Source organism: Caulobacter sp. GW821-FHT11A05 (assembly GCF_058809015.1).
In genome coordinates this window covers 86,910-110,108 of the sequence record NZ_JBXASF010000006.1, presented here as the reverse complement: position 1 = coordinate 110,108, position 23,199 = coordinate 86,910, and the positions used below count along the sequence as shown (strand labels likewise).

The window sequence follows — 23,199 nt, the reverse complement described above, 5'->3', positions numbered from 1 at the left end:
GAAGGCTTCGCCTCCGGTCTCCCTTCTCCCCTTGTGGGAGAAGGTGCCCCCGAAGGGGGCGGATGAGGGGTCGATAGGTCTGTCAGCTGCGATGAGGCGGTTGCGACCGGCTGTGTCGAAAGCCGGTGCGACCCCTCATCCGGCGCTTCGCGCCACCTTCTCCCACAAGGGGAGAAGGGCGCCCCGAGGCGAACCCACAAGCAGGGGCGTGACTGCCGACCGACCCGGCCGGCGGATACGTAGGTTCCCACATACCCCGTATTGGAAACGCATCCGCGCCGTCGAACCCTCTGACGAACAGCTCCAGCGTCCTGACCCCGACGTCCGGCGGCTACGGGGTGGTTCCCGGGTGGTTGCCCGGTAGGTCCGGACAGGGCGGAAAAGGCGCTTCAGGCGGACACCAGGGCGGTCTTATGGCGTTGAAAAATAACACGAAATAATCCGGACGGCGGTCGAGACCGTGCTACAATGGCATCGCTTCGACAAGCCGCCCGGACCGAAGCGGTCAGACCGCCTCCAGCACCGTCGCCACGCCCTGGCCGCCGCCGATGCACTGGGTCGAGAGGGCGTAGCGTTTGCCCTCCCGCTTCATGATCTGCGCCGCCTTGGCGGTGATCCGCGCGCCGGTGGCGCCCAACGGGTGGCCGATGGCGATGCCGCCGCCGTCGATGTTGACGGTGGCCTCGTCGATGCCCAGTTCGCGGATGCAGGCCACCGCCTGGCTGCCGAAGGCCTCGTTGATCTCGACGACGCCGATGTCCTCGATGCTCAGGCCGGCCCGGGCCAGGGCCTTGCGGGTCGCCGGCACGGGGCCGATGCCCATCAGTTCGGGCGGACAGCCGGCGGCCGAGACCGAGCGGATGGCGGCCAGGACCTCGAGGTTGTTGCGCAGGGCGTAGTCCTCGCTGACCACCAGCACCGCCGAGGCGCCGTCGGTCAGCGGCGAGGCCGTGCCGGCGGTGACCGAGCCGTCGGGCCGGAAGGCGGGCTTGAGGCCGGCCAGCCCTTCCAGCGTCGTCTGCGGGCGCAGGCAGCCGTCGGTGTCGATCACCGTGCCGTCGGCCAGGACAATGGGCACGATCTCGTCCTTCAGCCGGCCGGCGACTTGCGCCGCATACGCCTTCTGTTGCGAGGCGAAGGCCAGCTTCTCCTGGTCCTCGCGGCTGACATGGTAGAGCGCCGCCACGTTCTCGGCCGTCTCGCCCATGGTGATGTAGGCCTCGATGCCGATCTCTTCGCTGTCCGGGCTGACGCCCTTGAACTTTGGATTGGGCGAGAAGTTGAAACCGCCCTGCGGCACCATGGTCATCGACTCCACCCCGCCCACCAGGAAGGCCTCGCCGGCCCCCAGGGCGATCTGGCCGGCAGCGATGTGGATGGCCGACATCGACGAGCCGCAGAAGCGATTGACCGTCATGCCGGGGACCTCGATCGGCAGCCCGGCCAGCAGGCTGGCCAGCCGGGCGATGTTGTTACCCTGCGCGGCTTCCGGATAGGCGCAGCCGAGCAGCACATCGTCCAGCGTCGCCGGATCGATGCCGCTGCGCTCCACCACCGCCTTGATGGCGGCGGCGGCCAGATCGTCGGGCCGCACCCCGGCCAGCGCCCCCTTGCGGGCGAAGTGGAAGGGCGTGCGGGCGTAGGTGGCGAGAACGGCGCGGGTCATGAGGCGCTCCTTAGGCGGCGACGGCGGGACGGACGCCGTAGCGCGCCGCCGACCGGTCGAGGGACAGGTTAGGGGCGAGGCCCAGGCGAGCGGTTTCCAGCGCCTGCCAGTCGGCGGCGTCGGGCAGGGCGGGGATGGTCACCGTCTCGCCCTGGGCGAGGCCGGCCAGGGCCGCGTCGACCATGTCCTCGACGCCCATCACCATGCCGGCCGGCAGGCTGTCGACGTCGACGCCGCTCTTGGCCCAGATGTCGGTGCGGGTGGCGCCCGGCAGCACGGCCTGGACGCGGACGCCCTTGTCGGCCAGCTGGGCGCTGAGGGCTTGGCTCAAGGCCAGCACATAGGCCTTGCTGGCCAGGTAGGTGGGCTCGAACCGCTCAGGGATCAGGGCGGTGACCGAGCCGATATTGATGATGGTCCCGGCGCCCTTGGCGGAGAAGGCGGCGGCCGCGGCGGCGGCCAGGCGGGTGACGGCGGTGATGTTGAGATCGATCAGGTCCTCGATCCGCTCGGGGTCGTGGGTCTCGAAGCTCCCGCCGATCGAGATGCCGGCGTTGTTGATCAGGCCGTCGATGTCATGGTCGTTGTGGATGCGCCGCTCGACCGCATGCAGGTCGGCCGGCGAGCCGAGGTCGGCTGGAAACACCTGGACGGTCGTCCCGTCCCGGGCGCTCAGCTTCTCGGCCAGGGCCTCGAGCTTCTTCAGGTCGCGGGCCACCAGCACCAGGTCGTGGCCGGCGGCGCTCAGGCGGTCGGCATAGGTTGCGCCGATGCCGCTGGAGGCACCGGTGATCAGGGTCTTCGTCATAGTCAGTCTCCTTTGAAAACTGATATGGGAATACCTTGCCCCGGCGAAAGGGGCGGGGCGATCAGACAGGCGGTTTTCCGCGTCATATCTTCGTATGGTGGGCCTCCCCGTTTTGGTGTGGCATTCTGCCCGGATCGGCCGTTTCCTTGAGCGCCCATGCCCCAGGCCATCGTTCATATCGTCGATGACGACGCCTCCCTGGCGGCTTCGCTGGGCAGCCTGTTTCGCTCGGTCGGGCTGGAAAGCCGCACCTATGGTTCGGCCGCCGACTTCCTGGGCGCCGACCTTCCGGACGCCCCCGGCTGCCTGGTCCTCGACGTCCGCCTGCCGGGCCAGAGCGGCCTCGACTTCCAGGGCCAGCTTGCCGATCTTGGCGTCCGTCTGCCCGTCGTGCTGATGACCGGCCATGGCGATATCCCGATGAGCGTGCGCGGCATGAAGGCCGGGGCCATCGACTTCCTGCCCAAGCCCTTCCGCGACCAGGACATGCTCGACGCCGTCGCCGCCGGCATCGCCCGCGACGGTGCGCGCCGCGCCGCCGAGGGTGAAGTGGGCCGTGTCCGCGACCTCTTCGCCACCCTCTCGCCGCGCGAGCAGCAGGTCATGGCCCTGGTCACCGTCGGCAAGCTGAACAAGCAGGTGGCCGGCGACCTGAACCTCTCGGAGATCACCGTGAAGATCCACCGGGGCTCGGCCATGCGGAAGATGCAGGCCCGCTCCCTGGCCGATCTGGTGCGGATGGCGGAGACGCTGGGCCTGCGTCAAACCGCCTGACACCAAGGTATAATTTCTGACGCGGCCGCCAGATGCGACAACCCCCTGGCAGGGAACAGCAAAAGGCGCGTGAAGCGCCGTCGCAAAGGCCGCTTGAGTGAAACAGCCGCTGATCGCCATCGTCGAGGACGACGAGTCCCTGCGCGAGTCCCTGGTCGGGCTCGTCCGCTCGCTGGGCTACCGCGCCAGCAGCTTCGCCTCCGCCGACCTCTTCCTGGCGGCCGGCGAGGAGGCGGCCTGCGACTGCATCATCACCGACATCCAGATGCCGGGGACCAGCGGCATCGACCTGAAGCTCAAGCTCACCGCCGCCGGCAACAGCGCCCCGGTCATCATGATCACCGCCCGCACCGAAACCGCCCTGCACGACCGGGCCCGGGCCAGCGGCGCCGTCTGTCTTCTGCAAAAACCGTTCGCCGCCGAGGCCCTGGTCTCATGCCTGGAGACGGCGCTGGCCGCCTGAGCTAGCGTCAGCCGAACGGAGGGGCCATGGCCGACACCGAAGAGCTGGTCGAGGCGCTCAAGCGCAGCGAGCACCGCTACCGCAACATCTTCCAGGCCATGTCGGTGGCCTTCTGGGAGCTCGACTTCTTCCCGGTCGGCGACCTGCTGCGGACCCTGCGCAAACAGGGTGTCGCCGACTTCGCCGCCTACTTCCAGGAGCATCCGGCCTTCGTCCGCGAGATGATGCGCGCCACGCGCATCGTCGATATCAACGACCAGGTGATGGCCATGTTCGGCCGTGGCGACCGCGCCGAGATGCTGGTCAATCTCGAGGACTACTGGCCGCAGAGCAGCACGCCCGTCTATGCCGCCAGCGTCATCGCTGCTGTCACCGGCCAGCCCAACTATTCGACCGAGACCAGGGTCCGGGCCATGGATGGCCGTGAGATCGATGTCCTGTTCACGGCCTGCTTTCCGCCCGACACCATGAACAAGGGCACCCTGCTGGTCGGGGTGATCGACATCTCCGAGCGCAAGCGGGCCGAGGCCCTGCTGGCCCAGCTGCAGGCCGAGTTCGCCCATGCCGCCCGCATCTCCATGCTGGGCGAACTGACCGCCTCCATCGCCCATGAGGTCAACCAGCCCCTGGCCGCCATCGCCGCCAGCGCCGCCGCCGGCCAGCGCTGGCTGGACCGGCCCGAACCCGACCTCGAGGAGGTCAAGACCCTGGTGGCCCGCATCGCCCGCGACGCCGACCGCGCCGCCCAGATCATCGGCCGGGTCCGCAACATGGCCATGCGCCGCGCGCCCGAGCCCTCGCCCCTGTCGCTGAACGGCCTGGTCGAGGAGGCCATGGTCTTCCTGCGCCACGAGATCCAGAGCCATGAGGTGGCCCTGACCCTCGACCTCGCCAAAGACCTGCCGCCCGTTCTGGCCGACCGAACCCAGCTGCAGCAGGTGGTCGTCAACCTGGCGGTCAACGCCCTGCAGGCCATGGGACAGGGGGGCAAGCTCGTGCTGGCCACCGACCTGACCGGGGACGGCGTCCGCCTGACCGTCAGCGACACTGGCCCCGGCATCGCCCCGGACGACCTCGGCAAGCTGTTCGCCAGCTTCTACACCACCAAGGACGGCGGCATGGGCATGGGCCTGCCCATCTGCCAGACCATCGTCGAAAGCTATGGCGGCGGGATCTCGGCGGCCAACGGGGATGTGGGTGCGGTCTTCACCGTGACCTTGCCCATCTCCCCCTAGTTTCCGACCGCCCCGACGAAAGTCGGGGTCCAGCTGGCAAACCCGAAGACAGGCCGGCGCTGATCAGAGCTGTCGCTTCCCCGCTTGTGGACACTGGGCCCCGACTTTCGTCGGGGTGGTCGGAATGAGAGGGCTGAACTCGAGGCGGGGGAGACCGCATACCAAGGTGTGAGGCATCCAGCCGCACGTAGAATATCGCCGGTTCCCTGACCGGCGCATCGTCAATCCCAGGACATCACGGCGCTCAGCGCCCCACCGGAGAGACCACGATGACCAAGACCATCATGCTGATCCACGGCGCCTGGCTGACCCCCGCCTCCTGGGACCGCTTCCGCGGCCGCTACGAAGCCAAGGGCTTCACCGTCGTCACCCCGGCCTGGCCGACCCATGAGGGCGCGCCGGCGCAGATGCGGGCCAACCCGCCGAAGGCCATGGGCCAGCTCGGCGTCAAGGACATCGTCAACCACTATGAGCGCGAAATCCGCAAGCTGCCGGAAGCGCCGATCCTGATGGGCCACAGCTTCGGCGGCCTGTTCGTCCAGCTGCTGCTCGACCGGGGCCTGGGCGCCGTCGGCGTGGCCATCGACCCGGGCGCGCCGTTCGGGGTGCTGGTGCATCCGACCGCCGTCCTCACCAGCCTGCCGGTGTTCACCACCTGGAACGCCTGGAACAAGGCCCTGCCCTTCACCCGCAAGAGCTTCGCCAAGGGGTTCGCCAACACCCTGCCGGAGAACCAGCTGGCCGCCGAGTACGACGCCCAGATCGTGCCCTCGCCGGGTCGCATCTTCTACGATGTGGTGCTCGGCCGCGGCGCCCGGGTGAACTGGAAGAACCCGGGCCGCGCCCCGCTGCTGCTGATCGCCGCCGAGCACGACCGCACCGTGCCGACCCCGATGGTCAAGCAGAACTACGCCAAGCAGAAGCGCGCCCCCAGCGCCACCGCCTTCCACGAGTTCTACGGACGCAGCCACTACCTCTGCAACGAGAGCGGCTGGGAAGACGTCGCCGACTACTGCCTCGATTGGGCGGTGGAACAGCTGCCGGCAGCCGGCAAGCCCCGCCTGGTCGCCGTCGCTTGAGGCCCGCCCGGCCGGGATGATGGAGCGTGAAATGAGCAAGACCATCGTCCTGATCCACGGCGCCTGGGTGACCCCGGCCAGCTGGGCCCGGTTCCGCCAGCCCTTCGAGGCCGCCGGCTACACCGTCCACACCCCGACCTGGCCGCTGCTGGGCGGCTTCACCCCCGCCGAGATCAACGCCAGCCCGCCGGCCGGCTTTGGCGCCCTGACGGTCGGCAAGGTGGTCGACCACTTGCGGCGCTTCATCGAAAGCCTGCCGGAACAGCCCATCCTGATTGGCCACAGCTACGGCGGCCTCTACACCCAGCTGCTGCTCGACCGCGGGATCGGCGTCGCCGGCGTGGCGCTCAATCCGGTGCTGATTGGCGGCATCGTCCCGGGCCCCGTGACCCTGTCGGCGGCCCTGCCGATCCTGGCGCGGCCGAACGGCTGGAACCGTCCCTACGCCTTCACCCGCGAGCGCTGGTTCCGCCGTTTTGCGGGCAGCGCCCCCAGGGCCCTCTCCGACGAAGCCTACGACAGCTATGTGATCCCCGCCCCGGGCCGCATCTTCTATCAGGCCGCCAGCTGGCTCGGGACCTTCGTCGATCCCCGCCGCCGCACGGCCCCGCTCCTGATCACCGAAGGCTCGGCTGACCGGCTGGTGACGCCCTACCTCTCCCGCGCCGCCTGGCGCATACAGAAAGGCTCACCCGCCAGGACCGACTATGCGGCGTTCCCGGGGATGAGCCATTTCCTGATCGCCGAGCCCGGCTGGGAGCGGGTCGCCCAGACCGCGCTCGACTGGATCGAAGACCTCTAGGCGACGACCGCCTCTTCCCGGGCCGGGGTGATCAGCCGCCAGAGCGAGCCCAGGATGTTGCCCACCGTCTCGACCATCATGCCGATGGCGATCAGGGTCAGCAGGGCGGCCAGGTCGAAGTGGCCGTGGATGAGGTCCTGCGCCCGGTCGACCAGCTCCTGCATCGACCCGACGTGGATCACCGGCGACAGCGGCGAGACGTTCCACAGCCACAGCAGGCCCGCCAGCCGCACCCCGGCCAGAACCAGCTGGCCCAGGGCCGCCATGCGCCGCGCCCCCGGCCGCCAGGCCCGGAACAGCTCCAGGCCGATGCGGGCGGCCAGATAGGCCAGGATGGGCCAGAAGCCGATCTCGACGATGTCGGTCAGGATGGCGCCGTAGTCGACATCGCCCCAGACCCAGCTGCCCGCGCCGGGACGCAGGTCGGCGATCGGCAGCACGCCGGTCCACCACAGCAGCAGCACGGTCAGGCCCATGGCCGCGCCCAAGGCGTTGGCGGCCGGAGAACTCGATTTCCAGGTCAAGTCGTAGTGCCCCTTCTTCTTGGTCTTGAAGCTGCGCTCGATGGCCTCGGTGTCGAAGGCCGCCAGTTCGAACAGGTGCAGGTCCTTGACCCGCCATTCGCGCAGGAACTTCGGCTTCTCCGGCTGCCGCTCCATGATGAAGCCGGCGATGGCGGCGACGCCGATCAGGCTGATGCCGCCCTGTACCAGGTTGCCGATGGCCTTGCCGAAGGCCTGGCCAAAGCCGATCTCGCCGACCGCCAGCTGGACGAAGGTGGCGATCAGGGTGATGCAGACCAGCGCCGCCAGCCCGATCTTCACGGCGAACAGCCAGTAGGGGTAGAGCTCGGGCCCGACCACCTGGTTGGCCCCGGTGTGGTAGCGGCCGGCGACGGCCAGCGGGTGGCCGACCTCGCGCAGGATGGCTTCCTGCTCGGCTTCGGTCAGGGGGCGGCCAAGCTCGGCCTCCCTGGCTTCGAAGCGGTTGAGGATCATGTCCTTCAGCTCGGCGACGATGTCGTCGCGAACGTCCTTGGGCAGCTGTGCCGCCACGGCCTTGAGATACTGGTCCAGCAGGGTCATCGCCCCCTCCTTGAGAAATCTGTTGTCGGGTTTCAGAGCATCCGGTCCAGCGAGGCGGAGATGTTCCGCCACTCCGCCGCCAGGCGCTCAAGCATGGTCACGCCGGCCGCCGAGAGGCGGTAGAACCGCTTCTTCCGCCGGTCTTCCTCGCGCCACTCACTGTCGAGCAGGCCTTGGCTCTCCAGCCGCCGCAGCAGGGGATAGAGGGTGCTCTCCTCCATCTCCAGCCCGTCGCCGGCCAACGCGACGCGCAGGGAATAGCCGTATTGCTCGGTCTTCAGCCGGGCCATGACCGCCAGGATCAAGGACCCCCGGCGCAGCTCCAGCTTCAGGCTTTCGAACAGATCGGTCTCGGACATGACGGCTTCGCCCTGGCGTCACATAGTGTGTGACACACAGTGTATGGCGCATACTGTATGAGACTGTCAAGCGGGCGCTTGCACGACCAGGCCGGCTCGAACGCTAGACGTCGAAGCCGTAGGTCTCTTTGAGGTAGAGGCGGACCTCCTCTGTCGGCGTCTCGCCGTAGCAACTGGCGACAACTCGGCCGTAATCCTCCAGGTCGATCGTGCCGGCGCCTTCGATCGAGGCCAGGAAATCATCTTCCATATGCGCTGGGACATAGACGAAATAGTAGGCCCAGCGACCGGTCGTATCCTTGGCTTTGAGCTTGTGGATGAGGTGCCCGCTGCGGGCGATATGGGCTTGGAAGAAGGTGAACCGAGAACTTGGAACAATGGGTGTACCGGCCGCGCCCGACCAGCGATGCGCAGCCAATCTATAGGGCAGATCGTCCTGCTCGTCGGCGGCCCTCAGATCGGCGTCTGACAGCAGGCCGGAGGCCTGCAGTGTTCCGAGCGCGAGGAACACCGCCATTCTGACGGTCGTATCGGGCGCGCGGCGGAAGGCCTCGGCGAGGGCTTGGCCGGCGTTCTTGCCGCCAGCCTGCGCTAAGCGGATAACGATGAGGTCGCGTTGCGCGCCGGCGGCGGCCTGGACGATCGCCGTCGCCAGCCATGACGCTCCGTCGGCGGTGAGCCGCCCGTGACAGAGCAACAGCAGAGCCGCTCCTGTCCTGACGATTTCGCCCTGCGAAGCGTCGCCGACGAGCTGCTCGGCGTAGTCCAGCGCCTTTGCCTGATCGGTCGGTGGCGGCAGGAGCGGCGCCAACGGCGGCCTGGCGGCGACTTCGCCCTGGTCGGCCGCCGTCGCCCAACCGGTGAGGATGTCGGATAGCACCGGGCCCATGGTCCGTTTGACCTGGACATAGGCGGCGTAGGCCCAGACAATGGGAGGCTGACGGTCATCCGTCGCCAGATCGTCGATCGCCGCCAGCAGATCTGCGCCTGGCGAGATCAAAGGCCGTGTCGCTTCAGCGGCCCTCAGGAGCCATCGCAAGGCCCACGCCGCGCCGAGTCTTGCGCTGGTGGAGGTCGATCTCAACAAGGGTTCCAGACGTCCGGTTCGGGCGGCCAGCGCCTCGATCTCCTCCTGCGGTGGACGCTTCAGAAAGGCCTTGAAAGCGGCGTCCATGATCTGAAACGCTTCGACCGACGGCATGTCCGCCAGTCCGCCCGGAGGGGCGTCCAGCGGGGGCTCCGCCCGAAAGTGGGCGGCAAACCTTGACGCCAGGGGCTCGGTGTTGGTCGGCGTGAGACACGCCAGGACGGCCGCAAGCGCCTCGGGCGATCGGCAAGGGCCTTCCGGATCCGCAGCGATGGTTTTCAACTGCGCAGCCAGTCTGAAGTCTGGAGCAAGGTCGGCCAGATTCTCCACCAGCCGACGCGTATCGGGCGCCGTCAACCGTCGGGCCGCGATCGGCGCCACCGACGAGAAGACGTTACAGATGCCGTCCAGCGCGTCGCGATGGCCCGGCCACGACCGGGCGACGGCGGCCCGGCTCAAGGCCCGGATGACGACTTCACGTTCGCTGTCGGGACGCGCGCCGTGACTGTCGGCCTCGAAACGGGGCCGATCCTGGATCCCGTCCAAAAGGAGGTCGGCGACCACTCGCCTGCCTTCGGGATGGTCGCTCAGCAGCCCGGCTACGGTTCTCAGGCAACCTTCGGCGGCGCCTTTCGGTTCGACCTGAAGAATGGCGTCGATCAGTTTGTGCTGGTCGGGAGCCTGCATCCGGCTCAAGGCGATGAGGGCGATCTCGCGGGCTCGCAGCCGTTGACGATCCGTGCCGGACTCCAGCACCGGCGATCGGTCAAAGCTTGCCCGGCTGCCGCGGTGGCGGAACACCCGGTCCAGGGTCTGCCGGTCCTTCGCGGAGGGTGCGACGTTCGCCCGGGCTTCAGCGGAGGCCTCGGATGGACTGGCCAGCGCCGCCAGAGCGACGACGGCCAGACCATCGCCGCCGAAGGCTTGGATAGCGTCATTGATCAGTTCGCGGGCGATCTCACGCTCGACACGGCCCGGATCGACGCGACCGGTGCTGGCGGCCTCCATCGTCATCTGTTGCAGGTGGCGGGTCACGCCCCAGGACGCATCGCGGACCGCCTCGAGCTGCGCCGGCGACAGCGGCGCGCGGGGCGGCTTGGCTTGCAGATAGAACTGGCGGATCAGGGCGTCGAGCGTCGCCTGGTCTTCAAGCGGCTTGATCGAGAGAAACTTGTCTGGCGGCGCTTCCTTTTCGAGGGTCTCTCGGTCCCGCACCACCCGTCCAGCCTGCACAAACCTGCTTCCCGAGGCGACGGGCTCCGCCGTTGGTTTGGTGGGGCGTTCCCGCTTGAACAACACGGCATCGAGTCGCTCGATCTGCTGATCGCTCATGCCGGCGAACAGGTGGTCGAAATCGACGCCAGCCTCGACGAGGACCTTGACGCGCCCCTTGGCGGCGATCAGCCGTTCAAGCGCTTCGATGCGATCCGGTCGCCCGACAATGTCGCCGACCAGAATGGCCGCCGGCCTGGCGAACCTGTAGTCTAGGGGGACGTCGTCGGCGAGCACGCCGCGATGCCAGCCGCGGGGAAAGGACTTGAGCCAATCCACCGCCAGGCTGGTCTTGCCTACACCCGCTTCGCCAAAGACTCCGAACAGCCGGGCCGGGCTCCTGGAGAAGGCCTTCAGCGCCGATTGCTCCTCTGTCCGCCCTAGCGGAATCGAGGCGCCTCGCCGGAAGCGGATCAACGGCCTGCGACGCCACGGCGAACCCGGGTCCCTCGTCCGCGGCCAGGCGAGGAAGGTCGGCCTTTGCGGAAACAGCCAGTTGAGGGCGGCGCGGGCCATCGGCAGCGCCGGACCGCCGAACACAATCGCGAACAGAATGGCGAGGCCCCAGGTCGGATGGGCCTCCAGCCATCGGCAGGCCGCGTCGACGACGGGTATCGATTTCCTGAGCTTTCCATCCCGGGTGATTTCCTCGATGAGGAATTCCACGCAGGCGTCGACGAGGGCGTTCACCTCCAGGGACGGGATTACCCGGGATAGCACGGGCAGTTTAGCCTGACCCAGCCATGCAAACAGATTCAGACCCAGAAGGCCGACAGCCGGAGGCGTGGATACCGCTATGAGGCCTTCCGCGAACCGTCTGAACATCCTCTACCCCCCGGCGAACCAGACCCCAATGTAGCCTAGGGTACGTTCGGGGCCGGCGTCAAAGCGTCCGTGCCGGTCAGCTCAAGCTGAGCCCCTTCAGCTCCCCGTCCTCCCGCCACGCATCGAGCAGCGCGATGAAGGCCATCGAGCCCTTGCCGTATGGCCCGTTGCGCGCCGCCAGGGCGCTCGGCTGGCCCTCGTTGTTGTAGTAGCCCGGCGTACATTCCTCGGCGAACTTCTGGCGCTGGATGGCGCTGTCGATCACCTCCTGGACCCAGGCGTCCTCGGCCGGCTGCTCAGCCTCGACCACCGTCGCCTGCCGCGCCTGGGCCTGCGCGATGATGTAGGCCGCATGCTTGGACTGCTCGTTCAGCATGTGCGGGTAGTTGGCCGTGAAGCCCGACTGGCTGTTGGCGAAGATGTAGCAGTTGGGGAAACCCACCGAATGCATGCCGTGCAGGGTGCTCACCCCCTCGGCCCACTTCTGGCTCAGGGTCACCCCGTCCCGGCCGGTGATCTCATAGCCGGCCCGCCGCGCATAGGAGGTCCCGACCTCGAAGCCGGTGCCGTAGATCAGGCAGTCGAGCTCGTACTCGACGCCATCGACGACCACGCCCTTTTCGGTGATCCGGTCGACGCCCTTGCCGTCGGTGTCGACCAGATGGACGTTCGGCCGGTTGAAGGCGTCCAGGTATTCGTCGTGGAAACAGGGCCGCTTGCAGAACTGGTTGTACCAGGGCTTCAGCGCCTCGGCCTTGCGCTTGTCGGCCACCACCTGGTCGACCCGCGCCCGGATCGATTCCATCTTCTGGAAATCGGCCAGCTGTAGCAGCTCCATCGGATCGCCCGGGCCCATCTCGCCCTTGGCGGCGCGGCGCGCGGCGGCCAGGCCGAGGTTGCGGATGATGTCGGTCCAGCCGTCGTTGACCAGATCCTCCTTCTGCCAGCCGCCGCTGACCAGGATGTTGAAATTGTCCATCCGCTTCTGCTGCCAGCCGGGCTCGAGGCTGGAGGCCCATTCCGGATCGGTCGGCCGGTTGTTGCGCACGTCGATGGACGACGGCGTGCGCTGGAAGACGAACAGTTCCTTCGCATGCGCCCCCAGGTGCGGCACGCATTGGACGCTGGTCGCCCCGGTGCCGATGATGCCGACCCGCTTGTCGGCCAGGCCGGTCAGCCCGCCCATCGGATCGCCGCCCGTATAGTCATAGTCCCAGCGGCTGGTGTGGAAGGTGTGGCCCTTGAAGCTGTCGACGCCCGGAATGCCCGGCAGCTTGGGCCGATGCAGCGGGCCGTTGGCCATGATCACATGGCGGGCCTTCATGGCGTCGCCGCGGTTGGTGCGGATGATCCAGCGCCTGGCGTCCTCGTCCCAGGCCATGTCCTTGACCTCGGTCTGGAACAGGGCGTCGCGGTAGAGGTCGAAGTGGCGGGCGATGCGCTGGCAGTAGTCGAGGATTTCCGGCGCCCGGGTGTACTTCTCGACCGGCATGTAGCCGACCTCTTCCAGCAGCGGCAGGTAGACGTAGCTTTCGATATCGCAGGCCGCGCCAGGATAGCGGTTCCAGTACCAGGTGCCGCCGAAGTCGCCGCCCTTCTCGATCATCCGCACATCGTCGATGCCGGCTTCGCGCAGCCGCGCGCCGGCCAGCAGGCCGCCGAAGCCGCCGCCGATCACCACCACCTCGACCTCATCGGTCAGCGGCTCGCGGCTGAAGCCGGGCGCCACATAGGGATCGTCCAGGTAGCGGGAATAATCGCCAGCCACCTCGACATACTGCTGGTTGCCGTCGGCCCGCAGGCGCTTGTCGCGCTCGGCGCGGTACTTGGCCCGCAGGGCGACGGGGTCGATGTCGGTGACGATCGGTTCGGCGGAGTCGGCCATTGGGGGAGGTTCCTGGTCGTTTCGCTTCTGAGTGTCGGTGTCTGACCTTGGGTCAGGTCAAGCGTTGGTCGCCAGCTCGGCCGCGCCGGCCCACAGCTTCTCCCGCTCCGCCAGGCGCCGCGCCTGCTCCTCGGGGTCCCAGCTGTGGCGCGGGCCGACCGTCATGCCGCCGTCGACCACCAGATGCGTGCCGGTGACGAAGCCGCTGGCCGGGCTGGCCAGGTAGAGGGCCGCCTGGGCGATGTCGTCGGCCTCGCCGGGGCGCTTGATCGGCTGGGCCATGTGGGCGTGGCCGCGCATGGTCAGCTGCACCGCCGACTTGATCTGGCTGGGGATGTCGCCGGGGGTGAAGATGTTGGTCAGGATGAAGCCCGGGCAGATGGCGTTGACCCGGATGTTGTATTTGCTCAGCTCCGCCGCCGCGCAGCGGCTGAGGTGCAGCACCCCGGCCTTGGCCGCCGAATAGGCGATCGGCCCCATCCCCGACTGCAGGGCGGCGATGCTGGCGGTGTTGACGATGGCCCCGCCGCCGCGCTGCTTCATGAAGGGAATGGCGTAACGCATGCCCAGCGCCACCGAGCGCAGCAGCAGGTCCTGGCTGAAGTCCCACAGTTCGCCGGTCATCTCCTCGATGGGGGTGGGCGAGCCGCCGGCCCCGGCGTTGTTGAACAGGATGTCGAGGCCGCCGAAGGTCTGGCTGGCGACCTCCATGGTCACCGCGATGTCGTCCTCGCTCATCACGTCGCACTTGTGGAAGACGACCTGGCCGGGGAAGGCCGCCTCCAGCAGCCGGCCGCCAGCCTCGTCGATATCGGCCGCCAGCACCTTGGCCCCGGCCTCGACGAACCGCTCGACACTGGCCCGCCCGATCCCCGAGGCGGCCCCGGTGATCACCGCGACCTTGCCGTCCAGACTGATGCTCATGGCGATCCTGCTCCCTTATCAGCGATCATACAGGGCAAGTCCGGGCCGACAAACCCGAAATTCGAAAAATTGAAAATGTCGCGGTCAAGGGCGCGAAAAGCCCGTCCTCCGCGTAGGAATCAGGAGGCCAGCAGGCCCGTCAACGCCGGCCGGGCATAGATGTCGGTCACCAGTTCCGGCGTCAGGCCCTCGGTCCAGGCGATCAGGTCGGCGGCGGCGTTGACCGCGGCGCTGACCATCTGGGCGGCCAGGAAGGGATCGACCGGCCGGATCGAGCCGTCGGCCGCGCCGTCGGCGATCATCGAGGCGAACCGCTGGCTGACCCGGTCGGCCCGCCAGACGGCGCTGGCCCGCAGCGCCTCGGGCAGGGCCTGGAGGGCCGAGAACCGCAGCAGCAGGCCATCCGGCTGCGCCTGCCGCGCCACCAGCGCCGCCACCGAGCTGGACAGCGCCTGCCACTGGTCCGGCGCGGCGGCCAGGGCCGCCTCCTGGGTGGCGCGGATGACCTCGAAGGTGCGGTCGAAGCAGGCGACCACGATGTCGTCCTTGGCTTCCATGTGGTGGTAGAAACTGCCCTTGGTCAGATTCAGCCGCGCGGCGATGTCGCTGACCGAGGCCCCGCGATAGCTGCGCTCGTTGATCAGCGGGGTGGCGGCCCGCAGGAAGGTCTCCGTCGCCGCGTCGCCCTGGCGCGGGGCGATGTCGAGGGGCGTCGGGGCGAAGGCCCGGCCCGGCGCCGCCAGCCCCTTGCACAGGATGTCGAACATCCGCGCCCGCAGGCGGGGGAAGTCCTCGACGTCGTAGCGCGACAGCCAGGCCGACGACCAATAGAGCTGCTCCAGCAGCATATGGGCCCTGGCCGCCCGGGCGAGCCGGTCGAGGTGGAAATAGCCGGGCGCCGCGAACAGCGCCTGCACCTTGTCGAACAGGGCGCGATAGGCCTCGGCCACCGGGGCGCGGTGCTCGTCGCTCAAGGCCCGCACGTCACTGAAAATCGTCAGAGGCGGCTCGGTCCGGCTACGCACCCGGGTCTGCAGCGCCAAGTGCTCGTCGAGCAGGGCCCCGATCCGCCCGGCCAGCTCATCCTCGCGGCCGGCCGTCTCGACCATCGCCTCCAGCCGCCGCAGGCCGTGCAGGAAGCAGTCGACCGCCAGCAGCTCCTTGCGCCGGTAATAGTAGGTGACGCTGGTGGTGGTCAGGTCGACCTTGGCCGCGACCCCGGCCAGGGTCATGCCCTTGAGGCCCTCCTTGTTGAGCACCTCGATGGCAGCCGCCAGCACCGCCTCCTTGCGCCGCTCGAAGCGGGCGGTGGCGGGCCGGGGCGGGGCGGTGATGTCGGCGGAGTCGGCCATGGGCTTTGCTTAGACGATCCTTGAGCCTTGGGCCATCGGGCCGCCGGTCGCAGCGGGGCCGATGGTTGGAGTCGCTCCCGATCTGGGTCTAAACAGGGCTCATCGGCGCGCGCGGCGCCGGGAGTGCCCGCATGAAGTTCCCCTCGCTCCTCGGCCTCGTCGCCCTGCTCGCCCTCGGCCTCCCCGCCGCGGCCCAACCCCTGCCGGCCATCTCCCCTGACATCGCGCCGAAGTTCGCCGCCCCGACCGAGGGCTACGACTACATCAAGCGCGAGGTGATGATCCCCATGCGCGATGGCGTGAAACTTCACACCGTCATCGTCATCCCCAAGGGGGCGAAGGACGCGCCCATCCTCCTGACCCGCACGCCCTACAACGCCTCGGGCCGCGCCGCCCGCAGCCCCAGCGGCCGCATGTTGGGAACCCTGCCGCAGGGCGACGAGGTGTTCGTGGCCGATGGCTACATCCGCGTCTTCCAGGACATCCGCGGCAAGTACGGTTCCGAGGGCGAGTATGTCGTCACCCGGCCGGTGCGCGGCCCCCTCAACCCCACCGACGTCGACCACGTCACCGACGCCTGGGACACCATCGACTGGCTGGTCAAGAACACGCCGCAGAGCAACGGCCGGGTCGGCATGATGGGCTCCTCCTACGAGGGCTTCACCGTGGTCATGGCCCTCCTGGACCCGCATCCGGCGCTGAAGGTCGCCGCCCCGATGAGCGCCATGATCGACGGCTGGCGCGGCGACGACTGGTTCCACAACGGCGCCTTCCGTCAGGTGAACCTCGACTTCTTCGTCAGCCAGATGACCGCCAAGGGGGCCGGCGGCGACATCGTCCGCCCGGGCTACGACGACTACGAGACCTTTCGCCGGGCCGGCTCGACCGGGGCCTATGGCAAGGCCGCCGGCCTGGAGCAGATCCCCTACTATCTGAAGCTCACCCAGCACCCGGCCTACGACGCGTTCTGGAGCGAGCAGGCCCTCGACACCATCCTCAAGAGCAAGCCCCTCAAGACGCCGACCCTGTGGATCGGCAGTCTCTGGGACCAGGAGGACAGCTACGGCGCCATCCACGCCTACCGCGCCTGGGAGGCCAAGGACGCAACCAATGGCATGAACTACCTGGCGCTCGGCCCCTGGCGCCACAGCCAGGTCAACTACGACGGCTCCGGCCTCGGCCCCTTCAAGTGGGACGGCGACACCGCCCTGCAGTTCCGCCGCGATGTCCTCAAGCCCTTCTTCGACCAGTACCTGAAGACGAACGGCGCCAAGGCCGACACCCCGCCGGTGCTGATCTACGACACCGGCTCCAACCGCTGGGACCGGCTGCAATCCTTCCCCGGCGCCTGCGAGGGCTGCGCCAACCCCGGCAAGCCGATCTACCTGACCGATGGCTTCGGACTCTCCTTCGACAAGCCGGCGGGCAAGGGCTTCGACGAATACGTCTCGGATCCGGCCAAGCCGGTGCCCTACATTCCGCGCCCGGTGCGTTTCGACAACGACGAGGCCTGGCGCACCTGGCTGGTCGCCGACCAGCGCTTCGTCGCCGACCGGCCCGACGTGCTGGTCTATGTCACCGAGCCGCTGACCGCGCCCCTGAAGATCAGCGGCATTCCGACCGTCAACCTGTTCGCCTCGACCAGCGGCACGGACAGCGACTGGGTCGTCAAGCTGATCGACGTCTATCCCGACGAGGTCCCCTCGCACCCCGAGATGGGCGGCTATCAGCTGGGCATCGGCATCGACATCTTCCGCGGCCGCTATCGCGACAGCCTGTCCAAGCCCACCGCCATCCCGGCCGGCAAGGTCCAGCGCTACCGCTTCGATCTGCCGCCGGCCAACCACGTCTTCCAGCCCGGCCACCGCATCATGGTCCAGGTGCAGTCGAGCCTGTTCCCGCTCTACGACCGCAACCCGCAGACCTTCGTGGACAACATCTTTTTCGCGAAGCCGGAAGACTACAAAAAGGCGACGCAGCGGGTGTTCCGGGCCGGCGCGGACGCCAGCTTCATCACCCTGCCGGTGGTGGAGTAGGGGGCTTGCGCCGCCGGGAGGCGGGGGGCTTGGCGGCCGGCCGCAGGTCGATCTCGACGATGTGGTACATCGCCTTCGTCGGCAGGTCCTCGGTCGAGTAGAGCGTGGACTGGGTGCGCAGTTCGCTGACCAGGGTCCGTCGCGGGACCTCGGTGTTCTTCTCATCCTTGCCATGCTTGCCGTGCATGGTCGACAGCACCGAGGTCAGGCGGTTCGGCGTCCCGGCCTTGCCCTTCTTGGCGAACCGCTTCCACATGCTCTTTGGCGTGGCGTTCAGACTGCCGTGGTGGCCGACCTTGTAGAGGTCGACGTCCGCGAGCCGCTCGCCCAGTTCCGATTGCAGGGCGTATTGCCAGTTCTCGATCTGGGCGTCGCCGGGGAACAGCAGCGTCTTGTCGCCGGCCCGCAGCAGCAGGATGACGCTGGTGTTGTTCATCTGGTCGTCCAACGCCCGCACCAAGCCCAGCAGCATCTCGCCGTTGGCGTCGTCCAGCCGTTTGGCGAGCCACCGATGCTCGGTGTAGAGGTCGCCCTTCTTGACGATTTCCGCGTTCGGAAACAGCGATCCGCCATCGTCGGCAAAGTCGTTGACCGACTCGCTGAACCGCTTGGGCGCCAGCTGCCAGAACTCGTCCTTGTCGCGTGAGCGCTGCTTGCGGATGGTGTCGGTCTGGCGAAGCGTTGGCGGTCCCAGCACATCGACCGCGACGCCGGGCAGCGCCTCGCCCAGCCCCGCATCGCAGCCATGGAAGACATAGACATTGCGCTCGCCCATCGTCTGGAGGTTCTCCACGGCCGACAGGTTCGACAGGTTGTCCCGGCCGATGAATTCCAGTTGATCGACGACCGCATTGGGCCGGCTGTTGCTCCGCGCACTGGCCTTGCGCCTCTGGGCATAGGCCAACGCCTCGCCGGCCACCTTCTGCATGGCGCTCAGGGAGTTCAGGCGGGCGGTAAAGGCCTTGTGCGTGTCGGAGACCAGCGGCCCTAGCCAGTCGAGGGCCGCGTCCGGGGCCTCGGTCCAGGGCTGCACCACGACTCGCGGCTTCAGCTCACGGACCACGTCTCCGGAGCCGGATTTGTCGGCCCGGGTCGCAAAGCCGCTGATGTGGTCGGCGTGGCGGTGGGTCGCGACCACGACGTCCAGGCGGGCCTGCGGGTCAAGTTCCCGGACCTTTGCGCGGATATCGACGGCGACGTCGCGCATCTGCGAGCGTTCGACATCGTCGGGGAGGCCCGTCGTGCCGAAGTCGATCAGCATGTGGCGGCGGCTGTTGTCGGGATAGGTGAACCGCAGCAGGAAGCAGTCGCCGAAGCCGACCTGATAGGCGAACAGAGTCGCGGAAACCGGTGACTGGCTCATGTCACGCCCCCATCCGGTGTTGATGCGCCAGCCCAAAGCGGAGACGCTGGTCGCCCGGATCGAGCCTTCCGGTCTCGAAGAGATATTCGAGCCGCGCGATCTGCCGCTTCTTGTCATCGAGCGGGTTGGCGATGTGGTATTTTACCTGACCGTACTGGTCGAGGATAACGACGCCGCCGCCATAGGCGGTGAGGCTCGTCTTGCTGTCCATGCCCTCGGGACGTTCCACGCCGAAGTAATGCTCGAACTCGGCGCTGAAGAAATCGAGCCGCTCGACGTACTGGCAGACGGTCTCGTGCAGGGCGATGCCGTCCGGCCCAACCCGGCTGGACGGGTCGATCGACAGCACCTCCGAATAGGCCCGCTCGCTGATCCCCAGCGTCTCACGGTTCTCCCAGAGGAAGCGGAACAGCTCGTCGGGGCTGCGGGTCATCGCCGCATAGTTGGACCGCGCGTAAGCCAGAGGCTTGATGTCGGAATCGGGACCGAGATTGGAATAGGGATAGCGCTTCCAGCAGCCGTCTTCGTCGCAGTCCTCGCAGGAGGTCTCGATCCCGTAGGCCGCGAAGGACGCCCTGACCTTGGCCCGGTAGCCGCGGTCGTCATTGGGCACCAGCTCGCGGTCGGCGGTCAGCAGGGCGGCGACATACTGCTCGAAATCGATGTCGGTCGGTGGGCAGTAGTCGAGGGCGCGGATCGACATGTTCAGCAGCTGGCCGGCCAGTTTGGCGCCTTCCTCGACCACGCTGGCGAGGTTGTAGCGGTCCTTTTGGAACCGGCCGAGCCCGTCGATGCGGTCGGTCCACAGATCGACGAAGGCGTTCATCATCGCCGCCGCGAACACCTCGCCGCGATCGTGCTCGTCGTCGGCGTTGCGCATCTCGACCCCGTCGGCCGGCGTGATTTCCACCGAACGGCGCAGGGCCTTGCGCTCGCCGGCCTCGAGCTCCTCGCCGATTTCCTTGGCCATCCCCAGCAGGATCGAATTCTTGATGGCGGCCGGCGTCAGCTTGCGAGCGGCGACCAGCTTGATGGTCTTGTCGCGCACGGCCATGGCGCCATCCTCGCCGATGGCGGCGGCGACGACCTCCGGTATCGAGAAGATCGACAGCAGGGCGACGATGTCGGCGAAGCCTTCGTGGAAGGCCGCCTGGTCGGGTCCCGAGGGCTCGGTGAAGCGCGAGCGCAAGCCATCGAGGATCGCGTGGGTGGTCTCATGGGCGACGATGTCGTGCGACAGGCTGGTGAAGACCGGGCTGCCGTCCTCGCGCCGGAAATAGCCGAACATCAGGGCCCGGTCGGGCTCGGAATAGAAGGCGTTGGCCTGGGCGAAGGCGTGCGGCGCGATGTGCAGCTGGTGGCCGCCGGAACTCCAGCTGACCCGCCGGCCCAGCGCCCGCTCGAAGGCGCCCAGGGTGCGCATGGCGATGGCATAGGCGTTCTGAGCGTGGAAGTTGGGGTCTTCCAGCAGCCGCTGCTGATAGGCGGGATTCAGCAGGTCGCCGTCGGCCGGCGCAAAGGGATCGAGAAGCTCTCCGGTCGCGTCATTCTGGTAGGCCTGCTGGTCGAGATAGACCCGCCGTTCGGTGGCGTTGTAGTCGACGACCTTGATGCGATAGCCGGTCGGCCCCCTGGCGAGGATTTCGGCCGGCACCGACACCTGGACGAACGCCATCGGCCCCTTCGGTCCAAGGCGGAAACCCGGGTCCTTGGCGATGATGGTCAGCTTACGCGTGGGAGGCGGATCGATCACGGAACTCAGTGCTCCTGTGTTCAGAGACCATAGTTATGGCGATGGTCGAAATGCAATCCTTGATTGTTCGACCTCCCGGCGCGACGATGGGCCGTCACGCAGGGGAATGTCATGGCCAAGGGCGATACGAGCTACGGGGTCTTTTCCGGTGATCCCCAGGCGGTCTGGCTGACCGAGCCGCAGGCCGACCGGCGGATGGAACTGCTTGAGGCCATCACCTTCACCGACGCCGCCGGCCGGGTCTGGGATGCGCCCAAGGGTCATCGCGTCGATGGCGCCTCCATCCCCCGGGCCCTCTGGTCGCTGGTCGGCTCGCCCTACACCGGCGACTACCGGCGGGCCTCGATCATTCACGACGTGGCCTGCGATCGCCATCCCCATGACGGGCCCGAGCGCCGGGCCGGGGACGCGATGTTCTACGCCGCCTGCCGGGCCGGCGGCTGCGGTCGGCTGGAGGCCAAGCTGCTGTTCCTCGGCGTGCGTCTGGGTTCGACCTGGGCCGGCAAGGGGCTGAAGGCCGGGCCCGACAAGGTCAAGCTGCGCCTGTCGCCAGACGACCGCATGCTGCAGGAGGAGTTCACCCGCCTCGGCCAGGAGATCGCGGCCCAGGACGCCGCCTCGGCCGCCAACAAGGGGCTGGTGGCGGACAAGGAAGAGCCGGAGGAGGCCATCGCCGAGGTTGACGCCGTCCTGGCCGCCAACGGTCATTGACCGACCCTATCGGTCCGCGATCAGCATCCCGGCGCCCTTCTCGGCCATCATCAGGGTCGGTGAATTGGTGTTGCCCGAAACGATGCGCGGCATGGCCGAGGCGTCGATGACCCTCAGGCCCGCAACGCCACGCAGGCGCATCCGCGCGTCGAGCACCGCCATCGGATCGCCGTCCGGCCCCATGGCCGCCGTGCCGACCGGGTGGAAGATGGTCGTGCCGAGTTGCCGGGCCGCGTCCAGTAGCTCGGCGTCCGAAGTCAGGGCGGCGCCCGGCCGGTATTCCTCGGGCCGGTATCTGGCCAAGGGCTGCTGGCCGACAATGGTCCGGGTCAGCCGCAGGGCCTCGACGGCCACCTGCCGGTCCTCCTCGGTAGCGAGGTAGCCCGGGGCGATCCGCGGCGCGGTCTCGGGGTCCGGCGAGGTGACATGCACCTCGCCCCGGCTCGTGGGCCGCAGGTTGCAGACGCTGGCGGTGAAGGCCCCGAACGGGTGCATGCCGTCGCCCCATTTGTCGAGCGACAGCGGCTGGAAGTGGAACTGCAGGTTGGCCGTGGCGTAGCGGGGGCTGGACCTGGCGAACAGTCCAACCTGCGACGGCGCCATGGTCAGCGGCCCACGCCGGAACAGGGCGTAGTCCAGGCCCATCATTCCGCGCCGGAAGAGGTTGGCGTAGTCGGTGTTCAGGGTCCGCACGCCGCTGACCTTGAACACCGGCCGGATCTGCAGATGGTCCTGCAGGTTGGCCCCGACACCGAGCGAGGCGTGAACGACAGGAATGCCCGCCGCCGTCAGCCGGGCCGGATCGCCGATCCCCGACCGCTGCAGGATGGCCGGCGAGCCGATGGCCCCGGCGGCCAGCACCACCTCGCCCCGGGCCCGCGCCGTCACCGTCCGCCCATGCTGGCGGTAGACCACGCCGACCACCCGGCCGTTCTCGACTAGCACCCGGTCGACCGTCACCCCGGTCTCCAGCTTGAGGTTACGCCGCTTCAGCACCGGCTTGAGGAAGGCCGTCGCGGCGCTGACCCGCAGGCCCCGCCGCTGGTTGACCTGGAAGTAGGAGGAGCCCTCGTTATCGCCGGTGTTGAAGTCGTCGATCGCCGCGAACCCGGCCGCGGCCGCCGCCTCGCGGATGGCGTCGAGAATCTGCCAGCGGACGCGCGGATACTCGACCCGCCACTCGCCGCCCGACCGGTGGTGCTCGTTGGGTGGGGAGACATGGTCCTGATGCTTCAGGAAGGCCGGCAGCACCTCGTCCCAGCCCCAGCCCTCAAGCCCCAGCTGGCGCCAGCCGTCGTAGTCGGCCGCCTGGCCGCGCATGTAGATCATGGCGTTGATCGCCGAGCTGCCGCCCAGCACCTTGCCCCGCGCATAGGCCAGCACCCGGCCGCCGAGGCCCGGTTCGGCGGCGGTCTCGAACATCCAGTCGGAGCGCGGATTGCCGATGGCGAACAGGTAGCCGGCCGGGATGTGCAGCCAGACCCAGTCGTCCCTGCCCCCGGCCTCGAGGATCAGCACCTTGCGGCCCGGATCGGCCGACAGCCGGTTGGCCAGCAGGCAGCCGGCCGAACCCGCGCCCACGACGATGTCGTCCCAGAGGAGGTCCCCGCTCATGGCCGTGATCCTAGAGCGCCCGGCGCGGCGGCCCAAGCGGGGTCTGGCCTTCCGTTGGGGGACGGCTCCATAACCCGCCGTCTAGCAGACCGAAGGACCCGCAACG

The 23,199-nt window shown here is 68.2% G+C and carries 18 protein-coding genes; 7 read left to right on the top strand and 11 right to left on the bottom strand.

The window, feature by feature from the left end; translation table 11 throughout:
- Positions 1-505 precede the first annotated feature (505 nt).
- Both AC1RSK_RS10730 and AC1RSK_RS10725 read right to left on the bottom strand, forming a co-directional pair.
- On the bottom strand, positions 506-1,666 hold the full coding sequence (locus AC1RSK_RS10730) for a thiolase family protein (protein ID WP_492907513.1): 1,161 nt from the start codon (positions 1,664-1,666) through the stop codon (positions 506-508).
- A gap of 10 nt (positions 1,667-1,676) precedes the next feature.
- Positions 1,677-2,474, bottom strand: a complete 798-nt coding sequence (locus AC1RSK_RS10725) for an SDR family NAD(P)-dependent oxidoreductase (RefSeq protein ID WP_492907512.1) — start codon at positions 2,472-2,474, stop codon at positions 1,677-1,679.
- 156 nt (positions 2,475-2,630) lie between these two features.
- Between AC1RSK_RS10725 and AC1RSK_RS10720 the strand changes: the two genes are divergently transcribed.
- The 5 genes from AC1RSK_RS10720 to AC1RSK_RS10700 all read left to right on the top strand — a co-directional run bounded on the left by AC1RSK_RS10720 (position 2,631) and on the right by AC1RSK_RS10700 (position 6,827).
- Positions 2,631-3,248 (top strand): response regulator transcription factor, encoded by a 618-nt coding sequence (locus AC1RSK_RS10720; protein ID WP_492907511.1) that lies wholly within the window; start codon positions 2,631-2,633, stop codon positions 3,246-3,248.
- A gap of 97 nt (positions 3,249-3,345) precedes the next feature.
- Positions 3,346-3,711: a response regulator transcription factor gene (locus AC1RSK_RS10715; RefSeq protein ID WP_492907510.1), complete on the top strand. Its 366-nt coding sequence runs from the start codon at positions 3,346-3,348 to the stop codon at positions 3,709-3,711.
- A 26-nt stretch (positions 3,712-3,737) separates the two neighbouring features.
- Entirely contained in the window at positions 3,738-4,946 is a 1,209-nt protein-coding gene (locus tag AC1RSK_RS10710; protein WP_492907509.1) for a sensor histidine kinase, read from the top strand.
- 269 nt (positions 4,947-5,215) lie between these two features.
- The gene (locus tag AC1RSK_RS10705) at positions 5,216-6,025 is read left to right on the top strand and encodes an alpha/beta hydrolase (RefSeq protein ID WP_492907508.1); all 810 of its coding nucleotides are present in this window, start codon (positions 5,216-5,218) and stop codon (positions 6,023-6,025) included.
- A 31-nt stretch (positions 6,026-6,056) separates the two neighbouring features.
- Positions 6,057-6,827 carry an alpha/beta hydrolase gene (locus tag AC1RSK_RS10700; RefSeq protein ID WP_492907507.1) on the top strand — a complete coding sequence of 257 codons (771 nt, stop codon included), beginning with the start codon at positions 6,057-6,059 and terminating at the stop codon, positions 6,825-6,827.
- Here AC1RSK_RS10700 and AC1RSK_RS10695 read toward each other — a convergent pair.
- The 6 genes from AC1RSK_RS10695 to AC1RSK_RS10670 form a co-directional block, all read right to left on the bottom strand.
- On the bottom strand, positions 6,824-7,912 hold the full coding sequence (locus AC1RSK_RS10695; RefSeq protein WP_492907506.1) for an HAAS signaling domain-containing protein: 1,089 nt from the start codon (positions 7,910-7,912) through the stop codon (positions 6,824-6,826). The genes AC1RSK_RS10700 and AC1RSK_RS10695 overlap by 4 nt on opposite strands.
- A 32-nt stretch (positions 7,913-7,944) precedes the next feature.
- Entirely contained in the window at positions 7,945-8,271 is a 327-nt protein-coding gene (locus AC1RSK_RS10690) for a PadR family transcriptional regulator (protein WP_492907505.1), read from the bottom strand.
- Positions 8,272-8,374: 103 nt separating this feature from the next.
- Positions 8,375-11,455, bottom strand: coding sequence for a hypothetical protein (locus AC1RSK_RS10685; RefSeq protein ID WP_492907504.1), 3,081 nt, complete (start codon positions 11,453-11,455; stop codon positions 8,375-8,377).
- Positions 11,456-11,531: 76 nt separating this feature from the next.
- Positions 11,532-13,340 (bottom strand): flavin-containing monooxygenase, encoded by a 1,809-nt coding sequence (locus AC1RSK_RS10680; protein WP_492907503.1) that lies wholly within the window; start codon positions 13,338-13,340, stop codon positions 11,532-11,534.
- Between the two features lie 57 nt (positions 13,341-13,397).
- Entirely contained in the window at positions 13,398-14,264 is an 867-nt protein-coding gene (locus AC1RSK_RS10675; protein ID WP_492907502.1) for an SDR family NAD(P)-dependent oxidoreductase, read from the bottom strand.
- Between the two features lie 119 nt (positions 14,265-14,383).
- Complete coding sequence (locus AC1RSK_RS10670; RefSeq protein ID WP_492907501.1) at positions 14,384-15,616, bottom strand: TetR/AcrR family transcriptional regulator; 1,233 nt, start codon at positions 15,614-15,616, stop codon at positions 14,384-14,386.
- A 131-nt stretch (positions 15,617-15,747) separates the two neighbouring features.
- Between AC1RSK_RS10670 and AC1RSK_RS10665 the strand changes: the two genes are divergently transcribed.
- Complete coding sequence (locus tag AC1RSK_RS10665; protein ID WP_492907500.1) at positions 15,748-17,652, top strand: CocE/NonD family hydrolase; 1,905 nt, start codon at positions 15,748-15,750, stop codon at positions 17,650-17,652.
- On the opposite strand, the gene AC1RSK_RS10660 is transcribed toward AC1RSK_RS10665, so the two are convergent.
- Together AC1RSK_RS10660 and AC1RSK_RS10655 are read right to left on the bottom strand one after the other, a co-directional pair.
- Positions 17,630-19,015 carry an MBL fold metallo-hydrolase gene (locus tag AC1RSK_RS10660; protein WP_492907499.1) on the bottom strand — a complete coding sequence of 462 codons (1,386 nt, stop codon included), beginning with the start codon at positions 19,013-19,015 and terminating at the stop codon, positions 17,630-17,632. The genes AC1RSK_RS10665 and AC1RSK_RS10660 overlap by 23 nt on opposite strands.
- A gap of 1 nt (position 19,016) precedes the next feature.
- Positions 19,017-20,768 (bottom strand): hypothetical protein, encoded by a 1,752-nt coding sequence (locus tag AC1RSK_RS10655; RefSeq protein ID WP_492907498.1) that lies wholly within the window; start codon positions 20,766-20,768, stop codon positions 19,017-19,019.
- A 111-nt stretch (positions 20,769-20,879) separates the two neighbouring features.
- On the opposite strand from AC1RSK_RS10655, the gene AC1RSK_RS10650 reads away from it, so the two are divergent.
- On the top strand, positions 20,880-21,479 hold the full coding sequence (locus AC1RSK_RS10650; RefSeq protein WP_492907497.1) for a DUF1353 domain-containing protein: 600 nt from the start codon (positions 20,880-20,882) through the stop codon (positions 21,477-21,479).
- 6 nt (positions 21,480-21,485) lie between these two features.
- Here the strand turns inward: AC1RSK_RS10650 and AC1RSK_RS10645 are convergent, their stop codons facing one another.
- Positions 21,486-23,093 (bottom strand): GMC family oxidoreductase, encoded by a 1,608-nt coding sequence (locus AC1RSK_RS10645; RefSeq protein WP_492907496.1) that lies wholly within the window; start codon positions 23,091-23,093, stop codon positions 21,486-21,488.
- Positions 23,094-23,199 lie beyond the last annotated feature (106 nt).